This is a genomic window from Pantoea sp. PNT03, assembly GCF_014852515.1.
Lineage (GTDB): Bacteria > Pseudomonadota > Gammaproteobacteria > Enterobacterales > Enterobacteriaceae > Pantoea > Pantoea leporis.
Genome location: NZ_JACVBT010000005.1, coordinates 190,582 through 205,711 on the forward strand (window position 1 = coordinate 190,582; position 15,130 = coordinate 205,711).

Consider the following 15,130-nt stretch of genomic DNA (forward strand, 5'->3'; position numbering starts at 1 on the left):
TCTAATCCTTCTTTTTGCCGTGAAACCTTCCAGCATCACGTTGATAGCTAAAGTGTACCGGAAATTAGCAGCGCGATGCGATGCAGATGCGTGAAGCCTGGTAACAACAGCGTCGAAGCATTACAATACGCGCCCTGCACTTCGCTTGAATCAATGGCTAGTTCGATGACCAAAAAACTGCACATCAAAACCTGGGGCTGTCAGATGAATGAATACGATTCATCGAAGATGGCCGATCTGCTGAACAGTACGCACGGCTACACCCTTACCGAGGAAGCTGAAGAGGCGGACGTTCTGCTGCTCAACACCTGCTCCATCCGTGAAAAGGCGCAGGAGAAGGTTTTTGCTCTGCTAGGCCGTTGGAAAAAGCTGAAAGCGACCAATCCCGATCTGATCATCGGCGTGGGTGGCTGCGTGGCCTCACAAGAAGGTGAACGTCTGCGCCAGCGCGCCAGTTACGTCGATATCGTCTTTGGCCCGCAGACCTTACATCGTCTGCCGGAGATGATTAACACCGTGCGCGGCAGTAAAAGCCCGGTTGTTGACATCAGCTTCCCTGAAATTGAGAAGTTTGATCGCCTGCCAGAACCGCGCGCCGATGGCCCAACCGCCTTTGTGTCGATCATGGAAGGTTGCAACAAATATTGTACTTTCTGCGTGGTGCCTTACACGCGCGGCGAGGAAGTCAGCCGTCCGAGCGACGATATTCTGCTGGAAATCGCCCAGCTTGCCGCTCAGGGCGTACGTGAAGTCAACCTGCTGGGCCAGAACGTCAACGCCTATCGCGGCGCCACCTTTGATGGCGATATCTGCACCTTTGCTGAGTTGCTGCGCTTAGTGGCGGCGATCGACGGCATTGACCGTATTCGCTTCACCACCAGCCATCCTATTGAATTTACCGATGACATCATCGAGGTTTACCGCGATACGCCCGAGCTGGCGAGCTTCCTGCATCTGCCGGTTCAGAGCGGATCAGATCGCATCCTGACGCTGATGAAGCGCGCGCACACCGCACTCGAGTACAAAGCGATTATTCGCAAGCTGAAAGCCGCACGTCCGGATATCCAGCTGAGCTCTGATTTCATCATCGGTTTCCCCGGCGAAACGCAGCAGGATTTTGAGCAGACCATGAAGCTGGTCGGTGAAGTGAATTTCGATGTCAGCTTCAGCTTTATTTACTCGATGCGCCCAGGCACGCCGGCGGCCGATCTGCCCGACGATGTGACAGAAGAGGAGAAAAAGCAGCGTCTTTTCATCCTGCAGGACCGCATCAATCAGCAGGTGATGGCGTGGAGCCGCCGCATGCTGGGCACCACGCAGCGCGTGCTGGTGGAAGGCATTTCGCGTAAGAATGTGATGGAACTGACCGGCCGCACCGATAATAACCGCGTGGTGAACTTCGAAGCACCGGTTGAAATGATCGGTAAGTTTGTTGATGTCGAAATTGTTGATGTCTATGCCAGCTCCCTGCGCGGCGTGCTGGTGCGCACCGAAGATCAAATGGCGCTCCGTGTGGCCGAAAGCCCGGCATCGGTGATTGCGCGTACCCGCAAAGAGAACGACATCGGCGTCGGACTGTTCCAGCCTTGAAACCTCGAACGTTGAGCGACAGCGCACAAAGCGCTGTCGCCTGTTTCATCCCCAGGCCCTTGCTTTCCACAAGTGCTGCCCAAATATCGACTCTGAAGCTTGCGCCAGTGCGCAGCGCCATAAATAATTTCATAAAGATGCGGAGAGATTGCTCTTCGACATCCGGCACACCTTTTCAACTGGCCCTGAGTGACCTTAAGGATTCATTTGAATATCGAAACGCGTGAAATCGCCCTTGAACCGGCAGATAACCAACGACTGATGAGCTTGTGCGGTCCGATGGATGACAATGTGAAACAGCTGGAGCGCCGTTTGGGCCTTGAGATCAAACGCCGTGACAACCAATTCACGCTTACCGGCCGCTCGCTGTGCGTGGACGCTGCCGTCAATATCCTGCGCACGCTGTATGTTGATACCGCCCCAATGCGCGGTCAGATCAAAGATATCGAACCGGACCAGATTCACCTGGCAATCAAAGAGAGCGGCGTTCTGGAACAAAGCGCTGAGAGCGTGCCGGAATTCGGCAAAGCGGTGAACATCAAAACCAAGCGTGGCGTAATCAAACCGCGTACGCCTAACCAGGCCCAATACATCGCCAATATCTTCTCGCATGACATTACCTTTGGTATCGGCCCGGCAGGTACCGGTAAAACCTATCTGGCGGTCGCTGCCGCAGTGGATGCGCTGGAGCGTCAGGAGATTCGCCGTATTCTGCTGACGCGTCCGGCGGTTGAAGCGGGTGAGAAACTCGGCTTCCTGCCCGGCGATCTCAGCCAGAAGGTCGATCCCTACCTGCGCCCGCTTTACGACGCGCTGTTCGAAATGCTCGGCTTTGAGCGCGTAGAGAAACTGATTGAGCGCAACGTGATTGAAGTGGCTCCGCTGGCCTACATGCGCGGACGCACGCTGAACGACGCCTTTGTGATTCTCGATGAGAGCCAGAACACCACAATCGAACAGATGAAGATGTTCCTGACGCGTATCGGCTTTAATTCGAAAGCGGTCATTACCGGCGATATCACGCAGATTGACTTGCCGCGCAGCACCAAATCCGGCCTGCGCCACGCCATTGAAGTGCTGGCAGAAGTCGATGAGATTAGCTTTAACTTTTTCCACAGCGAAGACGTGGTGCGTCATCCGGTTGTCGCACGCATCGTGAATGCTTATGAAGCCTGGGAAACCGCCGACCAGAAACGCCGTGATCAACAGGCAGAAGAGCGCAAACGCGAAGCTATCGCGGCTCAGCTTGCCAGCCAAACCAGCCCGCAGGAGCGTTCATGAGCGCGGTGATTCTTGATTTACAACTGGCCTGCGCCGATGAAAACCATCTGCCAGCGGAGAGTGATTTTCAACGCTGGCTGGAAGCGGCGGTAACGCCGTTTCAACCAGAAAGCGAAGTCACGATTCGTCTGGTGGATGAAGCCGAGAGTAATGAGCTTAATCTGACTTATCGCGGCAAAGATAAGCCGACCAACGTGCTGTCATTCCCGTTTGAAGCACCGCCGGGGATTGAACTGCCACTGCTCGGCGATCTGATTATTTGCCGTCAGGTTGTCGAGCAAGAGGCTGCTGAACAAGGCAAAACCGTCGAAGCCCACTGGGCGCATATGGTGGTGCACGGTACGCTGCATCTGCTGGGTTACGACCATATCGAAGATGAAGAAGCCGAAGAGATGGAGGCGCTGGAGACCGAGATAATGCTTGCTCTTGGTTATCCTGATCCGTACATTTCGGAGAAAGAAGACGCCTGAGCCGCTGGTTCAGGTTATTGCGCTGCTGGCGCGGATGCTAGCAGCCCCAATCCCTCATTAGAGAGAACGAAATAAAAACGCCATGAGCGACGACCATTCTCAAAACAGCGACGCACCCAGTAGTAAAAAGGGATTTTTCTCCCTGTTAATCAACCAACTGTTTCACGGTGAACCTAAAAACCGTGATGAACTGCTGGGGTTAATCCGCGATTCTGAGCAAAAAGAGCTGATTGATCAGGACACCCGCGACATGCTCGAAGGGGTGCTGGACATTGCCGAACAGCGCGTGCGCGACATCATGATCCCTCGCTCGCAAATGATCACCCTGAAACGCAACCAAACGCTGGAAGAGTGCCTTGCGGTGATTATTGAATCCGCCCACTCACGCTTCCCGGTGATCAGCGAAGACAAAGACCACGTCGAAGGCATTTTGATGGCCAAAGACCTGCTGCCGTTTATGGCCAGCGCGTCTGAGCCGTTCAGCATGGAAAAAGTGCTGCGCACCGCCGTGGTGGTTCCTGAAAGCAAGCGCGTCGATCGCATGCTGAAGGAGTTCCGCTCGCAGCGTTATCACATGGCGATTGTCATTGATGAATTTGGTGGCGTCTCTGGTCTGGTGACCATTGAAGATATTCTTGAGCTGATTGTTGGCGAAATTGAAGATGAGTATGACGATGAAGAAGATCGTGATATCCGCCAGCTCAATCGTTACACCTATACCATGCGCGCCTTAACGCAAATTGAAGATTTTAATGAGGTCTTTGGCACCGATTTCAGCGATGACGAAGTCGATACCATTGGCGGATTGGTCATGCAGGGATTCGGCCACCTTCCCGCTCGCGGCGAAAGTATTGTCATTGATGGCTATCAGTTCAAAGTCGCCATGGCTGACAGCCGCCGTATCATCCAGGTGCATGTAAAAATTCCGGAAGACTCACCACAACCGCAACTGGAAGACGAATAACTTTATGGCTTTAGCCTCTCTTTACTCGCAGCAGCGGGTTCGCCTGCTGCTGGCGTTAGTTACGGGTGCCATTGGCACCCTTTCCTTTTCCCCCTACGATTTCTGGCCTGCGGCGATAATTTCGCTGTTTGGTCTGCAACTGTTGCTGCTGGAACGTCGCACTGCGCAGGCTGCGGCAATCGGCTTCGCTTGGGGCTTTGGACTGTTTGGCAGCGGCATCAATTGGGTTTACGTCAGCATCGCCACCTTTGGCGGCATGCCCGGCCCGGTAAACATCTTACTGGTGATTCTGCTGGCGGCTTATCTGTCGCTTTATCCGATGCTGTTTGCCCTTCTGCTCAACCGTTTCTGGCCGCGCGCCACACTGTGGCGTTTGGCTTTAGCGGCACCCGCGCTATGGCAGATTAGCGAATTCCTGCGCGGTTGGGTGCTCACCGGCTTTCCGTGGCTGCAGTTTGGCTACAGCCAGATTGACGGTCCGCTAAAAGGCCTCGCGCCGCTCGCAGGCGTTGAAACCATTACCTTCCTGTTAATGGTGATCGTGGGCCTGCTGGTGCACGCGTTGCATCATCGTACCGTGAAAAGCTTGATAGCCGCCGCGCTCCTGCTGTTACTGCCCTGGCCGCTGCGCATGTTGCAGTGGTATCAGCCGCTGCCGGAACGCAGCGTTGATGTTGCGATGGTGCAAGGCAATATTCCGCAGTCGATGAAGTGGGATCCGCAGCAACTGCTGAACACGCTGCGCGTTTACACCTCCTATAGCCAGCCGTTTATCGGCAAAGCACCGATCATTATCTGGCCCGAATCAGCGATTACCGATCTGGAAAGCAACCAGCAGCCGTTCCTGCAGGCGCTGGACGCTGACCTGCGTGCGCGCGGCAGCTCATTGATTACCGGTATCGTGGATTCTCGCGTGGAAGGCGATAATCGCTATCACGACTATAACTCGGTAATTGTGCTGGGTGGTGAGCAGCCTTACAGCTATCAAAGCCAGAACCGCTATCAGAAGAATCATCTGGTGCCATTTGGTGAGTTTGTGCCGCTGGAAGCGTTGCTGCGTCCGCTGGCGCCGTTCTTCGATTTGCCGATGTCCTCCTTCAGCCGTGGCGCCTATGTCCAGCCGCAGCTGAAAGTGTCGGGTTATAACCTGACCAGCGCTATCTGCTATGAGATCGTGCTGGGCGAACAAGTGCGCGCCAACTTCCGTCCCGATACCAACTTCCTGCTGACCGTCTCCAACGATGCCTGGTTCGGTCACTCCATCGGGCCGTGGCAGCATTTCCAGATGGCGCGCATGCGTGCGCTGGAGCTGGGACGTCCGTTACTGCGCTCCACCAATAACGGTGTCACAGCGGTAGTAAATGCCAACGGTGAAGTAGAGAAAGAGCTGCCGCAGTTCACGCGGGATGTATTGGAAGCCAAAGTCACGCCAACCATCGGTGAAACGCCGTATGCGAAAGCGGGCATCTGGCCAGTGTGGCTAGTGACGTTGATTAGCATTGTGGTGGCCATTCTGCGCCGTCGCCACTAGTTCAGGCAGCTATGCAAACAGGCGAAGTGAATACTTCGCCTTTTTTATGCGCTGTTTTCTCTTCCTTCCGTGGTGCTTTCCCCGATTCTCTGCTGGCTTTTTACACTTCTTCATCGTGCTGGCACGATCATTGCTATTTATTTCAGTGATTTTCGCAAACATCGGCTTTTGTCAGCGTAGTGCAACCTTTACGCACTAATTTATGGCAATGATGCGCACTCTATTAGCGCATCGGGGAATTTTTGCCTTTTATTGGTGCGGAGCGGCTCGCAAAAAAGAAACTTTTTTGTTTCATTGCGTTAACAATTCGCTATGTTAATCACTATCCTGCGTGCGGTTGCGCTATGGGATAACAAAAAAAGCAGCACGAAATACACACAACATCACAATCTGCGCAGTTTATGTTCTGCGCGACATCCATACGAAGGAGTTGGAACATGCAGATACGCAAAGTGGCATTATCTCTTTTGCTGTTGGGAGCAGCAGCGGGAGCGGCCCAGGCGGAAGATCTCACCGGTACCCTGAAAAAAATCAATGATAGCGGCGTGATCGTCGTTGGGCATCGTGAATCATCAGTTCCCTTTTCTTACTATGACAACCAGCAAAAAGTGGTTGGCTATTCACAGGATTATTCAAACGCCATCATCGCGGCTATTAAAGCCAAACTGAATAAGCCTGATTTGCAGATCAAAATGCTGCCGATTACTTCGCAGAACCGTATTCCTCTGTTGCAGAACGGAACTTACGATTTTGAGTGCGGTTCTACCACCAACAACCTGGAGCGTCAGAAGCAAGCGGCATTCTCTGACACCGTGTTCATCATCGGTACGCGTCTGCTGGTGAAAAAAGGCGGCGACATCAAAGATTTCCCTGATCTGAAGGGTAAAACCGTTGTCGTGACCTCCGGTACCACTTCAGAAGTTCTGCTGCACAAACTGAACGACGAGCAAAAAATGGATATGCGCATCATCAGCGCGAAAGACCATGGCGATTCTTTCCGTACGCTGGAAACCGGTCGTGCTGTGGCCTTCATGATGGATGACGCGCTGCTGGCAGGTGAACGTGCCAAAGCCAAGAAGCCAGACAACTGGGACATCGTGGGTACACCGCAGTCGAAAGAAGCTTACGGCTGCATGCTGCGTAATCAGGATCCACAGTTCAAACAGCTGATGGATGAAACCATTGCTAAAGCGCAAACCTCTGGCGAAGCCTCAAAATGGTTTGAAACCTGGTTCAAAAAACCGATTCCACCGAAGAATCTGAACCTAAACTTCGAACTCTCAAGCGATATGCAGGCCCTGTTCAAAGCACCGAACGACAAAGCACTCTGAATTAACAACGACAACAAGGGCAGCCCCGCTGCCCTCTCGATTGCTGAACATGCGGTGCGGACAGACAGACTGTAACAGGCCGTTCCCCTGAAGCAGGATGCAAGACACCGCTCAACAATCTTATGGGTAGCCTCGCTACCCTTTTTTTACCGGAGCTCGTTATGGGTATCGATTGGAACTGGGGCATTTTTCTTGAACAGGCCCCGTTCGGCAATACGACTTACCTCGGCTGGCTGTGGTCCGGTTTTCAGGTCACCATTGCGGTGTCCTGCTGCGCCTGGATTATCGCCTTCCTGGTAGGTTCCTTATTTGGCATTCTGCGTACCGTGCCCAACCGCCTGTTGGCGGCAATTGGCACCTGCTACGTGGAGCTATTCCGTAATATCCCGCTGATTGTGCAGTTCTTCTTCTGGTATCTGGTTGCGCCAGAACTGGTGGGCGAAAAGCTGGGCATGTGGTTTAAGTCGGAATTGGATCCCAATATTCAGTTCTTCGTCTCCTCGACGATTTGCCTTGGTTTGTTCACCGCAGCGCGCGTCTGTGAACAGGTACGCGCGGCGATTCAGTCGCTGCCACGCGGTCAGAAAAATGCCGGCCTGGCGATGGGCCTGACGCTGCCGCAAACCTATCGCTATGTGCTGCTGCCGAATGCCTATCGCGTGATTGTGCCGCCGATGACGTCGGAAATGCTTAACCTGGTGAAGAACTCGGCGATCGCCTCAACCATCGGACTGGTGGATATGGCGGCGCAGGCCGGCAAGCTGCTGGATTACTCCGCGCATGCCTATGAATCCTTTACCGCCATCACTCTGGCGTACGTCGGCATTAACCTGGTGATCATGCTGATTATGAGTGTGGTAGAACGCAAAATTCGCCTGCCTGGCAATATGGGAGGCAAATAATGTACGAGTTTGACTGGAGTTCAATTGTTCCCAGCCTGCCTTACTTGTGGAATGGGTTGATCATTACCTTCAAGATCACCGCGATTGCCGTGGTGTTTGGCATTATCTGGGGCACGATTTTGGCGGTGATGCGCTTGTCGCCAATTGCGCCGATACGCTGGTTTGCCAAGCTGTACGTCAACCTGTTCCGCTCCGTACCCTTGGTGATGGTGCTGCTGTGGTTCTATTTGGTGGTGCCCGCCTTCCTGCAACAGGTGCTGGGCTTATCGCCTAAATCAGATATCCGCCTGATTTCTGCCATGGTGGCATTTGCGCTATTTGAGGCCGCGTACTACTCGGAAATCATCCGCGCCGGTATTCAGAGCATCTCACGCGGGCAGTCCAATGCCGCGCTGGCGCTCGGCATGACGCACTGGCAATCGATGAAACTGATCGTATTGCCGCAGGCGTTCCGCGCCATGGTGCCGCTGCTGCTGACGCAGGGCATCGTGCTGTTCCAGGATACCTCGCTGGTGTATGTACTGAGCCTGGCCGATTTCTTCCGCACCGCTTCAACCATAGGTGAGCGTGACGGAACCCAGGTTGAAATGATTTTGTTTGCTGGTCTGGTCTACTTTGTGATCAGCCTGAGCGCTTCGCTGTTGGTTACCTATCTGAAAAGAAAGAGGACGGTTTAAATGATTAGCCTGAAAAATGTTTCAAAGTGGTATGGGCACTTTCAGGTGCTGACCGACTGCTCCACCGAAGTGAAAAAAGGTGAAGTGGTGGTGGTCTGCGGTCCGTCTGGCTCAGGTAAATCAACGCTGATTAAAACCGTGAATGGGCTGGAGCCGATTCAAAAGGGCAGCATTCAGGTGACCGGCACCGAAGTGAATAACAAAAAAACCAACCTCGCTCAATTGCGTAGCAAAGTGGGCATGGTGTTCCAGCATTTCGAGCTGTTCCCTCATCTCAGCATCATCGAGAACCTGACGCTGGCGCAGGTCAAAGTGCTGAAGCGTGATAAAGCGGCCTCGCGTGAGAAAGCGCAGGGCTTGTTAAAACGCGTTGGGCTCTCTGCGCACGCGGATAAGTTTCCAGGCCAGCTTTCCGGCGGCCAGCAGCAGCGCGTAGCAATCGCGCGTGCGTTGTGCATGGATCCGGTGGCGATGCTGTTTGATGAGCCGACGTCAGCACTTGATCCTGAAATGATCAACGAAGTGTTGGACGTGATGGTTGAGCTGGCGAATGAAGGCATGACCATGATGGTGGTAACGCATGAAATGGGCTTTGCGCGCAAAGTCGCTAACCGCGTCATCTTTATGGATGAAGGGAAAATTATTGAAGACACCAATAAGGATGACTTCTTTAACAATCCGCAATCCGATCGTGCGAAAGACTTCCTGGCAAAGATCCTGCACTGATTAGCGCAATAAATTGCGCCGCTACGATAAGTGCTCGTACCCGTAGCGGCGCGATTCATCGCGCGGGGTTATTCGTTCATAAAATCAGGGTTCAAACGGCTGGCGCTGGAACTGATCGTGCCCGCACTCCGGGCAGCGCGTTAAGCTCTCTGGCGTATAAATCGCCCGTGTGAAGCCGCACTTCTCACAGACTAAATTCCCCAGCCCCACCACTTCACCGCTCTGGTAGACGCCGTGATGGCGCAAATCCTGAAACACTTCACGCCACTCGAGCTGACTTTTATCGGTGATATCCGCCAGCTCTTTCCACAGGCTTTCACGAATCACGCGCAAAAACACTGAATCGCCGACCACATCAGAAGACTCCTGATAGCTCAGCGCAAACTCGTGTAAATCGCGCCGCACGGCGCGCATCACTTCATTGACCTCGGCGGGTGACAGCGTTTTTTTCGCCAGCAAACTTTGCCGCGCCTCGGCCACCAGCGCATCAACATCGCGCTCGCCATGATCCAATCGTTGGGATAATGCTTCAATCGTTGCACGGTATTCCTGCGCCACGTTATTCATTTTATTCTCCTTTCCGCTGCGGATACTGCTATTAAGTTTAGCGGTTTTGTCACAATTGCATCGGCAGCAACCTAAGAAATCACAAAAGGGTGAAAGCGGCGGCGCATTCGGCAGAAATCCGGCCGGCGAGGGCGTGAAAAGTTGTTGAGGCGCAGCCTTATGGGTATGCTATGCGGATCTAAAAGTATGCTTAGCGATTTTCACAAAGGACCACAGGCAGCCATGCAAGAGCAATACCGCCCGGAAGAGATAGAATCCCGCGTCCAACAACACTGGGACGAAAACGAAACCTTTAAAGTGACCGAGCAGGAAGGCAAAGAGAAATATTATTGCCTTTCGATGCTGCCCTATCCTTCTGGCCGCCTGCACATGGGGCACGTGCGTAATTACACCATTGGCGATGTGATTGCGCGTTACCAGCGTATGCTCGGCAAAAACGTTTTGCAGCCAATTGGCTGGGATGCGTTTGGTCTGCCAGCCGAAGGTGCTGCGGTGAAAAACAACACCGCGCCGGCGCCGTGGACGTACGACAACATCGCTTACATGAAGAACCAGTTGAAATTACTGGGCTTTGGCTATGACTGGAGCCGCGAACTGGCGACCTGCCAGCCAGAATACTATCGCTGGGAACAGTGGTTCTTCACTAAGCTGTATGAAAAAGACATGGTCTATAAAAAGACCTCTGCGGTTAACTGGTGCCCGAACGATCAGACCGTGCTGGCCAACGAACAGGTTATCGACGGCTGCTGCTGGCGCTGTGATACCAAAGTTGAGCGCAAAGAGATCCCACAGTGGTTCGTCAAAATCACCGCCTATGCGGAAGAGCTGCTCAACGATCTCGATAAGCTGGAAGATTGGCCGGAGCAGGTCAAAACCATGCAGCGCAACTGGATTGGCCGCTCTGAAGGCGTGGAAATCACCTTTGACGTTGCCAACAGCGCTGAGAAGCTGACCGTTTACACCACCCGTCCAGATACCTTTATGGGTGCAACCTATGTGGCGGTTGCCGCAGGTCACCCACTGGCGCAGCAAGCAGCTGCCACTAATCCTGCGCTGGCTGAATTTATCGACGAATGCCGTACCACCAAAGTCGCCGAAGCCGACATGGCAACGATGGAGAAGAAAGGCGTGGCCACCGGCCTGTTCGCTATCCATCCGCTGACCGGTGAAGAAATTCCGGTGTGGGTCGCTAACTTCGTGCTGATGGAATACGGCACCGGCGCGGTAATGGCTGTTCCAGGCCACGATCAGCGTGACTGGGAGTTCGCTACCAAGTACAACCTGAACATTAAGCCGGTGATCCTGAATCTCGACGGTTCTGAACCGGACCTGAGTGCTGCCGCGATGACCGAAAAAGGCGCGCTGTTCAACTCGGGTGAATACAACGGTCTGGATCATCAGGCGGGCTTTAACGCCATCGCCGATGCGCTGGCTGCCAAAGGCGTGGGCGTGCGTAAAGTCAATTACCGTCTGCGCGACTGGGGCGTTTCCCGTCAACGTTACTGGGGCGCGCCAATTCCAATGGTGACGTTGGAAGATGGCACCGTGATGCCAACGCCAGAAGATCAGTTGCCGGTCATCCTGCCAGAAGACGTGGTGATGGATGGTATCACCAGCCCAATCAAAGCCGATCCTGAGTGGGCCAAAACCACCGTTAATGGCCAGCCTGCGCTGCGTGAAACCGACACCTTTGACACCTTTATGGAGTCATCCTGGTACTACGCGCGTTATACCTGCGCCAACTACCATGAAGGCATGCTGGATCCGGCGGCGGCAAACTACTGGTTGCCGGTCGATCAGTATGTTGGCGGTATCGAACACGCCATCATGCACCTGATGTATTTCCGCTTCTATCACAAGCTGCTGCGTGATGCTGGCCTGGTGAACTCTGATGAGCCGGCCAAACGCCTGCTGTGTCAGGGCATGGTGCTGGCTGATGCGTTCTACTACCTCGGCGTGAACGGCGAGCGTAACTGGGTTTCTCCGGTTGACGTGACCGTAGAACGCGACGAGAAAGGCCGCATTATCAAAGCCACCGACAACGAAGGTCGTGAAGTGGTTTACGCCGGCATGAGCAAAATGTCGAAGTCGAAAAACAACGGCATCGATCCCCAGCTGATGGTTGAGCGTTACGGTGCAGATACCGTTCGTCTGTTCATGATGTTTGCTTCGCCAGCAGAGATGACGCTGGAGTGGCAGGAATCGGGCGTTGAAGGTGCTAACCGCTTCCTGAAGCGCGTATGGAAACTGGCTTACGAGCACATTGCGAAAGGCGCGACCGTGGCGCTGGACGTCAATAACCTGAATGACGACCAGAAAGCGCTGCGTCGCGATCTGCACAAAACCATCGCCAAAGTGGCTGATGATGTGGGTCGTCGTCAGACATTCAACACCGCCATCGCTGCCATTATGGAGCTGATGAACAAACTGATCCGTGCCCCGCAGGAGAGCGAGCAAGATCGCGCGCTGCTGCAGGAAGCGCTGGTCGCGGTGACGCGTCTGCTCTATCCATTCACCCCGCACGCCAGCTATGTATTGTGGCAAGCGCTGGGCGGCGAAGGCAGCATCGACGAAGCCAGCTGGCCGGTAGCTGATGAAGCGGCCATGGTGGAAGATTCGCTGCTGGTGGTGGTGCAGGTGAATGGCAAAGTGCGCGGCAAGATTACCGTCGCGCCGGATGCCACGCAGGAGCAGGTGCAGGCGCGTGCTGCGCAGGAGCATTTGGTGGCGAAATATCTGGATGGCGTCACCATTCGTAAAGTGATTTATGTCCCTGGCAAACTGCTTAACCTGGTCGTAGGTTAAGTTCAGGAGGAACTGTGCGACAACTGATTATCAGGCTGTTTGTCCTGCTTGCGGTAGTGATTACCGCAGGCTGTGGTTTCCACCCGCGCGGCACCACCTCGGTGCCGAGTGAGATGAAAACCCTTATCGTCCAGAGCGGCGATCCCTATGGCCCACTGGCACGTGCCGTGCGCCAGCAGCTGCGCATCAACAATGTCACCATCATTGAAGACAGCAAAGCGGCCAGCGCCAAATACCCAACGCTGCGTCTGGGTGCTGAAGGCCAGGGACGTGATACCGCATCGGTGTTTATCAGCGGTACCACCGCGGAATACTCGCTGGTGATGACGGTCACCGCACAGGTTCTGCTGCCGGGTAAAGGTATCTACCCGATCAGCACCACCGTGTATCGTTCTTTCTTCGACAACCCGAACGCCGCACTGGCGAAGGATGCCGAGCAAGATATGATCGTGCAGGAGATGCGTCAGCGCGCGTCCGAGCAGTTAGTACGTAAACTGCTGACCGTGCATGCCGCGCAGGAAAGCAACAAAGATACTTTGCCGCAGCCTGAGACGATTGCACCGGGACAGAACTCACCGGAAGTGTCCTCTTCGTCAGCTACCAGTCTGCAATGATCAGGATTTATCCTGAACAACTGAGCGCGCAGCTTCGAGAGGGGCTGCGCGCCTGTTATTTTCTCACCGGTAATGAACCTCTGCTGATTCAGGAAAGCGCGGATGCAATCCGTGCTACCGCCAGCGCACAGGGATTTGAAGAGCACTTCAGCGTCACCATTGATGCGCAAACCGACTGGGATGCGATCTTCGTTAGCTGCCAATCGCTCAGCTTGTTTACCCAACGCCAAACCCTGACGCTGCAACTACCCGAAAACGGCCCCAATGCCGCTATCGCCGAGCAGTTAGTGAAACTCTCCACGCTGCTGCACAGCGATATTTTGCTGGTGCTACGCCTGGCGAAACTGACCAAAGCGCAGGAGAACAGCGCCTGGTTCAAAGTGCTGAGTACGCAGGCGGTAATGGTTCCGTGCCAGGCGCCTGAACAGGCACAGCTGCCGCGCTGGGTGGCGAGTCGCGCCAAAGCGATGAAACTCAGCGTAGATGATGCGGCGATCCAGCTTCTTTGCTACTGCTACGAAGGGAATCTGCTGGCGCTGTCGCAGGCGCTGGAACGCTTATCGCTGCTGTGGCCAGATGGCAAATTAACGCTGCCGCGCGTGGAAGCCGCCGTCAACGATGCTGCGCACTTTACACCGTTCCATTGGGTGGATGCATTGCTGGCAGGGAAAAGTAAACGCGCCCTGCACATCCTGCATCAGCTGGAGAAAGAGGACAGCGAAGCGGTGATTCTGCTGCGCACGCTGCAACGCGATTTACTCACGCTGCTGCACCTGCAGCGGAATCAGGCGAAACAAGCGCTGCGCACGCTGATGGATCAGCAACGTATCTGGCAAAACCGTCGCGCGCTGTTTACTGAAGCCTTGCAGCGCCTTGATGCTCAGCGTTTACAGCGCGCGGTGCATTTGCTGGCAGAGCTGGAACTCAGCATGAAGCAAGATTACGGACAAAACCTGTGGCCGCAGCTGGAAACACTGTCGCTGCTACTGTGTCACCGCGATTTCCCATTGAGCTTTACTGATGTCTAAACTCTACGCTCTGTTTGGCGGCACCTTCGATCCGATTCACTACGGCCATTTGCGCCCGGTAGAAGCGCTGGCACAGCAAGTGGGATTAAAAAAGGTCACGCTGCTGCCGAACAACGTGCCGCCGCATCGCCCGCAGCCGGAAGCCAGTGCGCAACAGCGCGTTGAGATGCTGCGCTGTGCTATTGCCGATCGCCCGCTGTTTGATATCGATACGCGCGAACTGGCGCGTGCAACGCCGTCCTGGACAGTTGCCACGCTGGAAGCACTGCGTGCGGAACGCGGCCCAGAACAGCCCCTCGGGTTTATCATTGGTCAGGATTCTCTGCTAACGTTAGCCAAATGGCATCGCTGGCAGGATCTATTGTCGCTGTGTCATTTGCTGGTGTGTAAGCGTCCAGGTTACGCCACGCAGATGGAGACGCCAGAGATGCAGCAGTGGCTTGATAAGCATCTCGCCGATGATGTGCAGCAACTCCATCACGCACCGGCGGGACACATCTGGCTGGCGGATACGCCGCTGTTCGACATTTCCGCCACCGAAATCCGTCAGCGCCGCCATGCGGGCATCTCCTGCGCGGATTTACTGCCAGATGCAGTGATCGGCTACATCGATAGCGTTGGCTTATATCGCAGCTAAAGGCAGC

Annotated in this window: 14 protein-coding genes; 13 read left to right on the plus strand and 1 reads right to left on the minus strand. The window is 54.5% G+C overall.

The window, feature by feature from the left end:
* Positions 1–165: 165 nt before the first annotated feature.
* The 9 genes from miaB to IB226_RS18190 all read left to right on the plus strand — a co-directional run bounded on the left by miaB (position 166) and on the right by IB226_RS18190 (position 9,472).
* A complete protein-coding gene (gene miaB / locus IB226_RS18150; protein WP_192236637.1) occupies positions 166–1,590 on the plus strand; it encodes a tRNA (N6-isopentenyl adenosine(37)-C2)-methylthiotransferase MiaB in 1,425 nt (474 codons plus the stop codon).
* A gap of 207 nt (positions 1,591–1,797) precedes the next feature.
* Positions 1,798–2,871 (plus strand): PhoH family protein, encoded by a 1,074-nt coding sequence (locus tag IB226_RS18155; RefSeq protein ID WP_101763243.1) that lies wholly within the window; start codon positions 1,798–1,800, stop codon positions 2,869–2,871.
* Positions 2,868–3,341, plus strand: coding sequence for an rRNA maturation RNase YbeY (ybeY, locus tag IB226_RS18160; RefSeq protein ID WP_008103651.1), 474 nt, complete (start codon positions 2,868–2,870; stop codon positions 3,339–3,341). The genes IB226_RS18155 and ybeY overlap by 4 nt, the downstream gene beginning before the upstream one ends.
* Positions 3,342–3,423: 82 nt before the next feature.
* Entirely contained in the window at positions 3,424–4,305 is an 882-nt protein-coding gene (corC, locus tag IB226_RS18165) for a CNNM family magnesium/cobalt transport protein CorC (RefSeq protein WP_176971375.1), read from the plus strand.
* Between the two features lie 4 nt (positions 4,306–4,309).
* Complete coding sequence (gene lnt, locus IB226_RS18170) at positions 4,310–5,836, plus strand: apolipoprotein N-acyltransferase (RefSeq protein ID WP_192236638.1); 1,527 nt, start codon at positions 4,310–4,312, stop codon at positions 5,834–5,836.
* A gap of 437 nt (positions 5,837–6,273) precedes the next feature.
* The gene (locus IB226_RS18175; protein WP_101763246.1) at positions 6,274–7,167 is read left to right on the plus strand and encodes a glutamate/aspartate ABC transporter substrate-binding protein; all 894 of its coding nucleotides are present in this window, start codon (positions 6,274–6,276) and stop codon (positions 7,165–7,167) included.
* A gap of 161 nt (positions 7,168–7,328) precedes the next feature.
* Positions 7,329–8,069, plus strand: a complete 741-nt coding sequence (locus tag IB226_RS18180) for an amino acid ABC transporter permease (protein WP_061717388.1) — start codon at positions 7,329–7,331, stop codon at positions 8,067–8,069.
* Positions 8,069–8,746, plus strand: a complete 678-nt coding sequence (gene gltK, locus IB226_RS18185) for a glutamate/aspartate ABC transporter permease GltK (RefSeq protein ID WP_101763247.1) — start codon at positions 8,069–8,071, stop codon at positions 8,744–8,746. Before IB226_RS18180 ends, gltK begins: the two co-directional genes overlap by 1 nt.
* Positions 8,747–9,472, plus strand: coding sequence for an amino acid ABC transporter ATP-binding protein (locus IB226_RS18190; protein ID WP_008103661.1), 726 nt, complete (start codon positions 8,747–8,749; stop codon positions 9,470–9,472).
* Between the two features lie 84 nt (positions 9,473–9,556).
* Here IB226_RS18190 and IB226_RS18195 read toward each other — a convergent pair whose 3' ends face one another.
* On the minus strand, positions 9,557–10,039 hold the full coding sequence (locus IB226_RS18195) for a zinc ribbon-containing protein (protein WP_007890691.1): 483 nt from the start codon (positions 10,037–10,039) through the stop codon (positions 9,557–9,559).
* A gap of 222 nt (positions 10,040–10,261) precedes the next feature.
* Between IB226_RS18195 and leuS the strand changes: the two genes are divergently transcribed.
* From leuS to nadD, 4 genes are read left to right on the plus strand one after another with little or no spacing between them, the layout of a single operon-like run.
* On the plus strand, positions 10,262–12,844 hold the full coding sequence (leuS, locus tag IB226_RS18200; RefSeq protein ID WP_101763315.1) for a leucine--tRNA ligase: 2,583 nt from the start codon (positions 10,262–10,264) through the stop codon (positions 12,842–12,844).
* Positions 12,845–12,858: 14 nt separating this feature from the next.
* Positions 12,859–13,458, plus strand: a complete 600-nt coding sequence (lptE, locus tag IB226_RS18205; protein WP_110865718.1) for an LPS assembly lipoprotein LptE — start codon at positions 12,859–12,861, stop codon at positions 13,456–13,458.
* A complete protein-coding gene (gene holA, locus IB226_RS18210) occupies positions 13,455–14,486 on the plus strand; it encodes a DNA polymerase III subunit delta (RefSeq protein WP_192236639.1) in 1,032 nt (343 codons plus the stop codon). Before lptE ends, holA begins: the two co-directional genes overlap by 4 nt.
* Complete coding sequence (gene nadD, locus IB226_RS18215; RefSeq protein ID WP_192236640.1) at positions 14,479–15,123, plus strand: nicotinate-nucleotide adenylyltransferase; 645 nt, start codon at positions 14,479–14,481, stop codon at positions 15,121–15,123. The genes holA and nadD overlap by 8 nt, the downstream gene beginning before the upstream one ends.
* The last annotated feature ends 7 nt before the right edge of the window (positions 15,124–15,130 follow it).

What these genes read in the sequence shown, in the direction of transcription:
- IB226_RS18180 (WP_061717388.1), top strand. Translation starts at nt 7,329, where the DNA reads ATGGGTATCGATTGGAACTGGGGCATTTTTCTTGAACAGGCCCCGTTC.
- IB226_RS18190 (WP_008103661.1), top strand. Translation starts at nt 8,747, where the DNA reads ATGATTAGCCTGAAAAATGTTTCAAAGTGGTATGGGCACTTTCAGGTG.
- holA (WP_192236639.1), top strand. Translation starts at nt 13,455, where the DNA reads ATGATCAGGATTTATCCTGAACAACTGAGCGCGCAGCTTCGAGAGGGG.
- ybeY (WP_008103651.1), top strand. Translation starts at nt 2,868, where the DNA reads ATGAGCGCGGTGATTCTTGATTTACAACTGGCCTGCGCCGATGAAAAC.
- corC (WP_176971375.1), top strand. Translation starts at nt 3,424, where the DNA reads ATGAGCGACGACCATTCTCAAAACAGCGACGCACCCAGTAGTAAAAAG.
- nadD (WP_192236640.1), top strand. Translation starts at nt 14,479, where the DNA reads ATGTCTAAACTCTACGCTCTGTTTGGCGGCACCTTCGATCCGATTCAC.
- IB226_RS18195 (WP_007890691.1), bottom strand. Translation starts at nt 10,039, where the DNA reads ATGAATAACGTGGCGCAGGAATACCGTGCAACGATTGAAGCATTATCC.
- leuS (WP_101763315.1), top strand. Translation starts at nt 10,262, where the DNA reads ATGCAAGAGCAATACCGCCCGGAAGAGATAGAATCCCGCGTCCAACAA.
- IB226_RS18175 (WP_101763246.1), top strand. Translation starts at nt 6,274, where the DNA reads ATGCAGATACGCAAAGTGGCATTATCTCTTTTGCTGTTGGGAGCAGCA.
- lnt (WP_192236638.1), top strand. Translation starts at nt 4,310, where the DNA reads ATGGCTTTAGCCTCTCTTTACTCGCAGCAGCGGGTTCGCCTGCTGCTG.
- miaB (WP_192236637.1), top strand. Translation starts at nt 166, where the DNA reads ATGACCAAAAAACTGCACATCAAAACCTGGGGCTGTCAGATGAATGAA.
- gltK (WP_101763247.1), top strand. Translation starts at nt 8,069, where the DNA reads ATGTACGAGTTTGACTGGAGTTCAATTGTTCCCAGCCTGCCTTACTTG.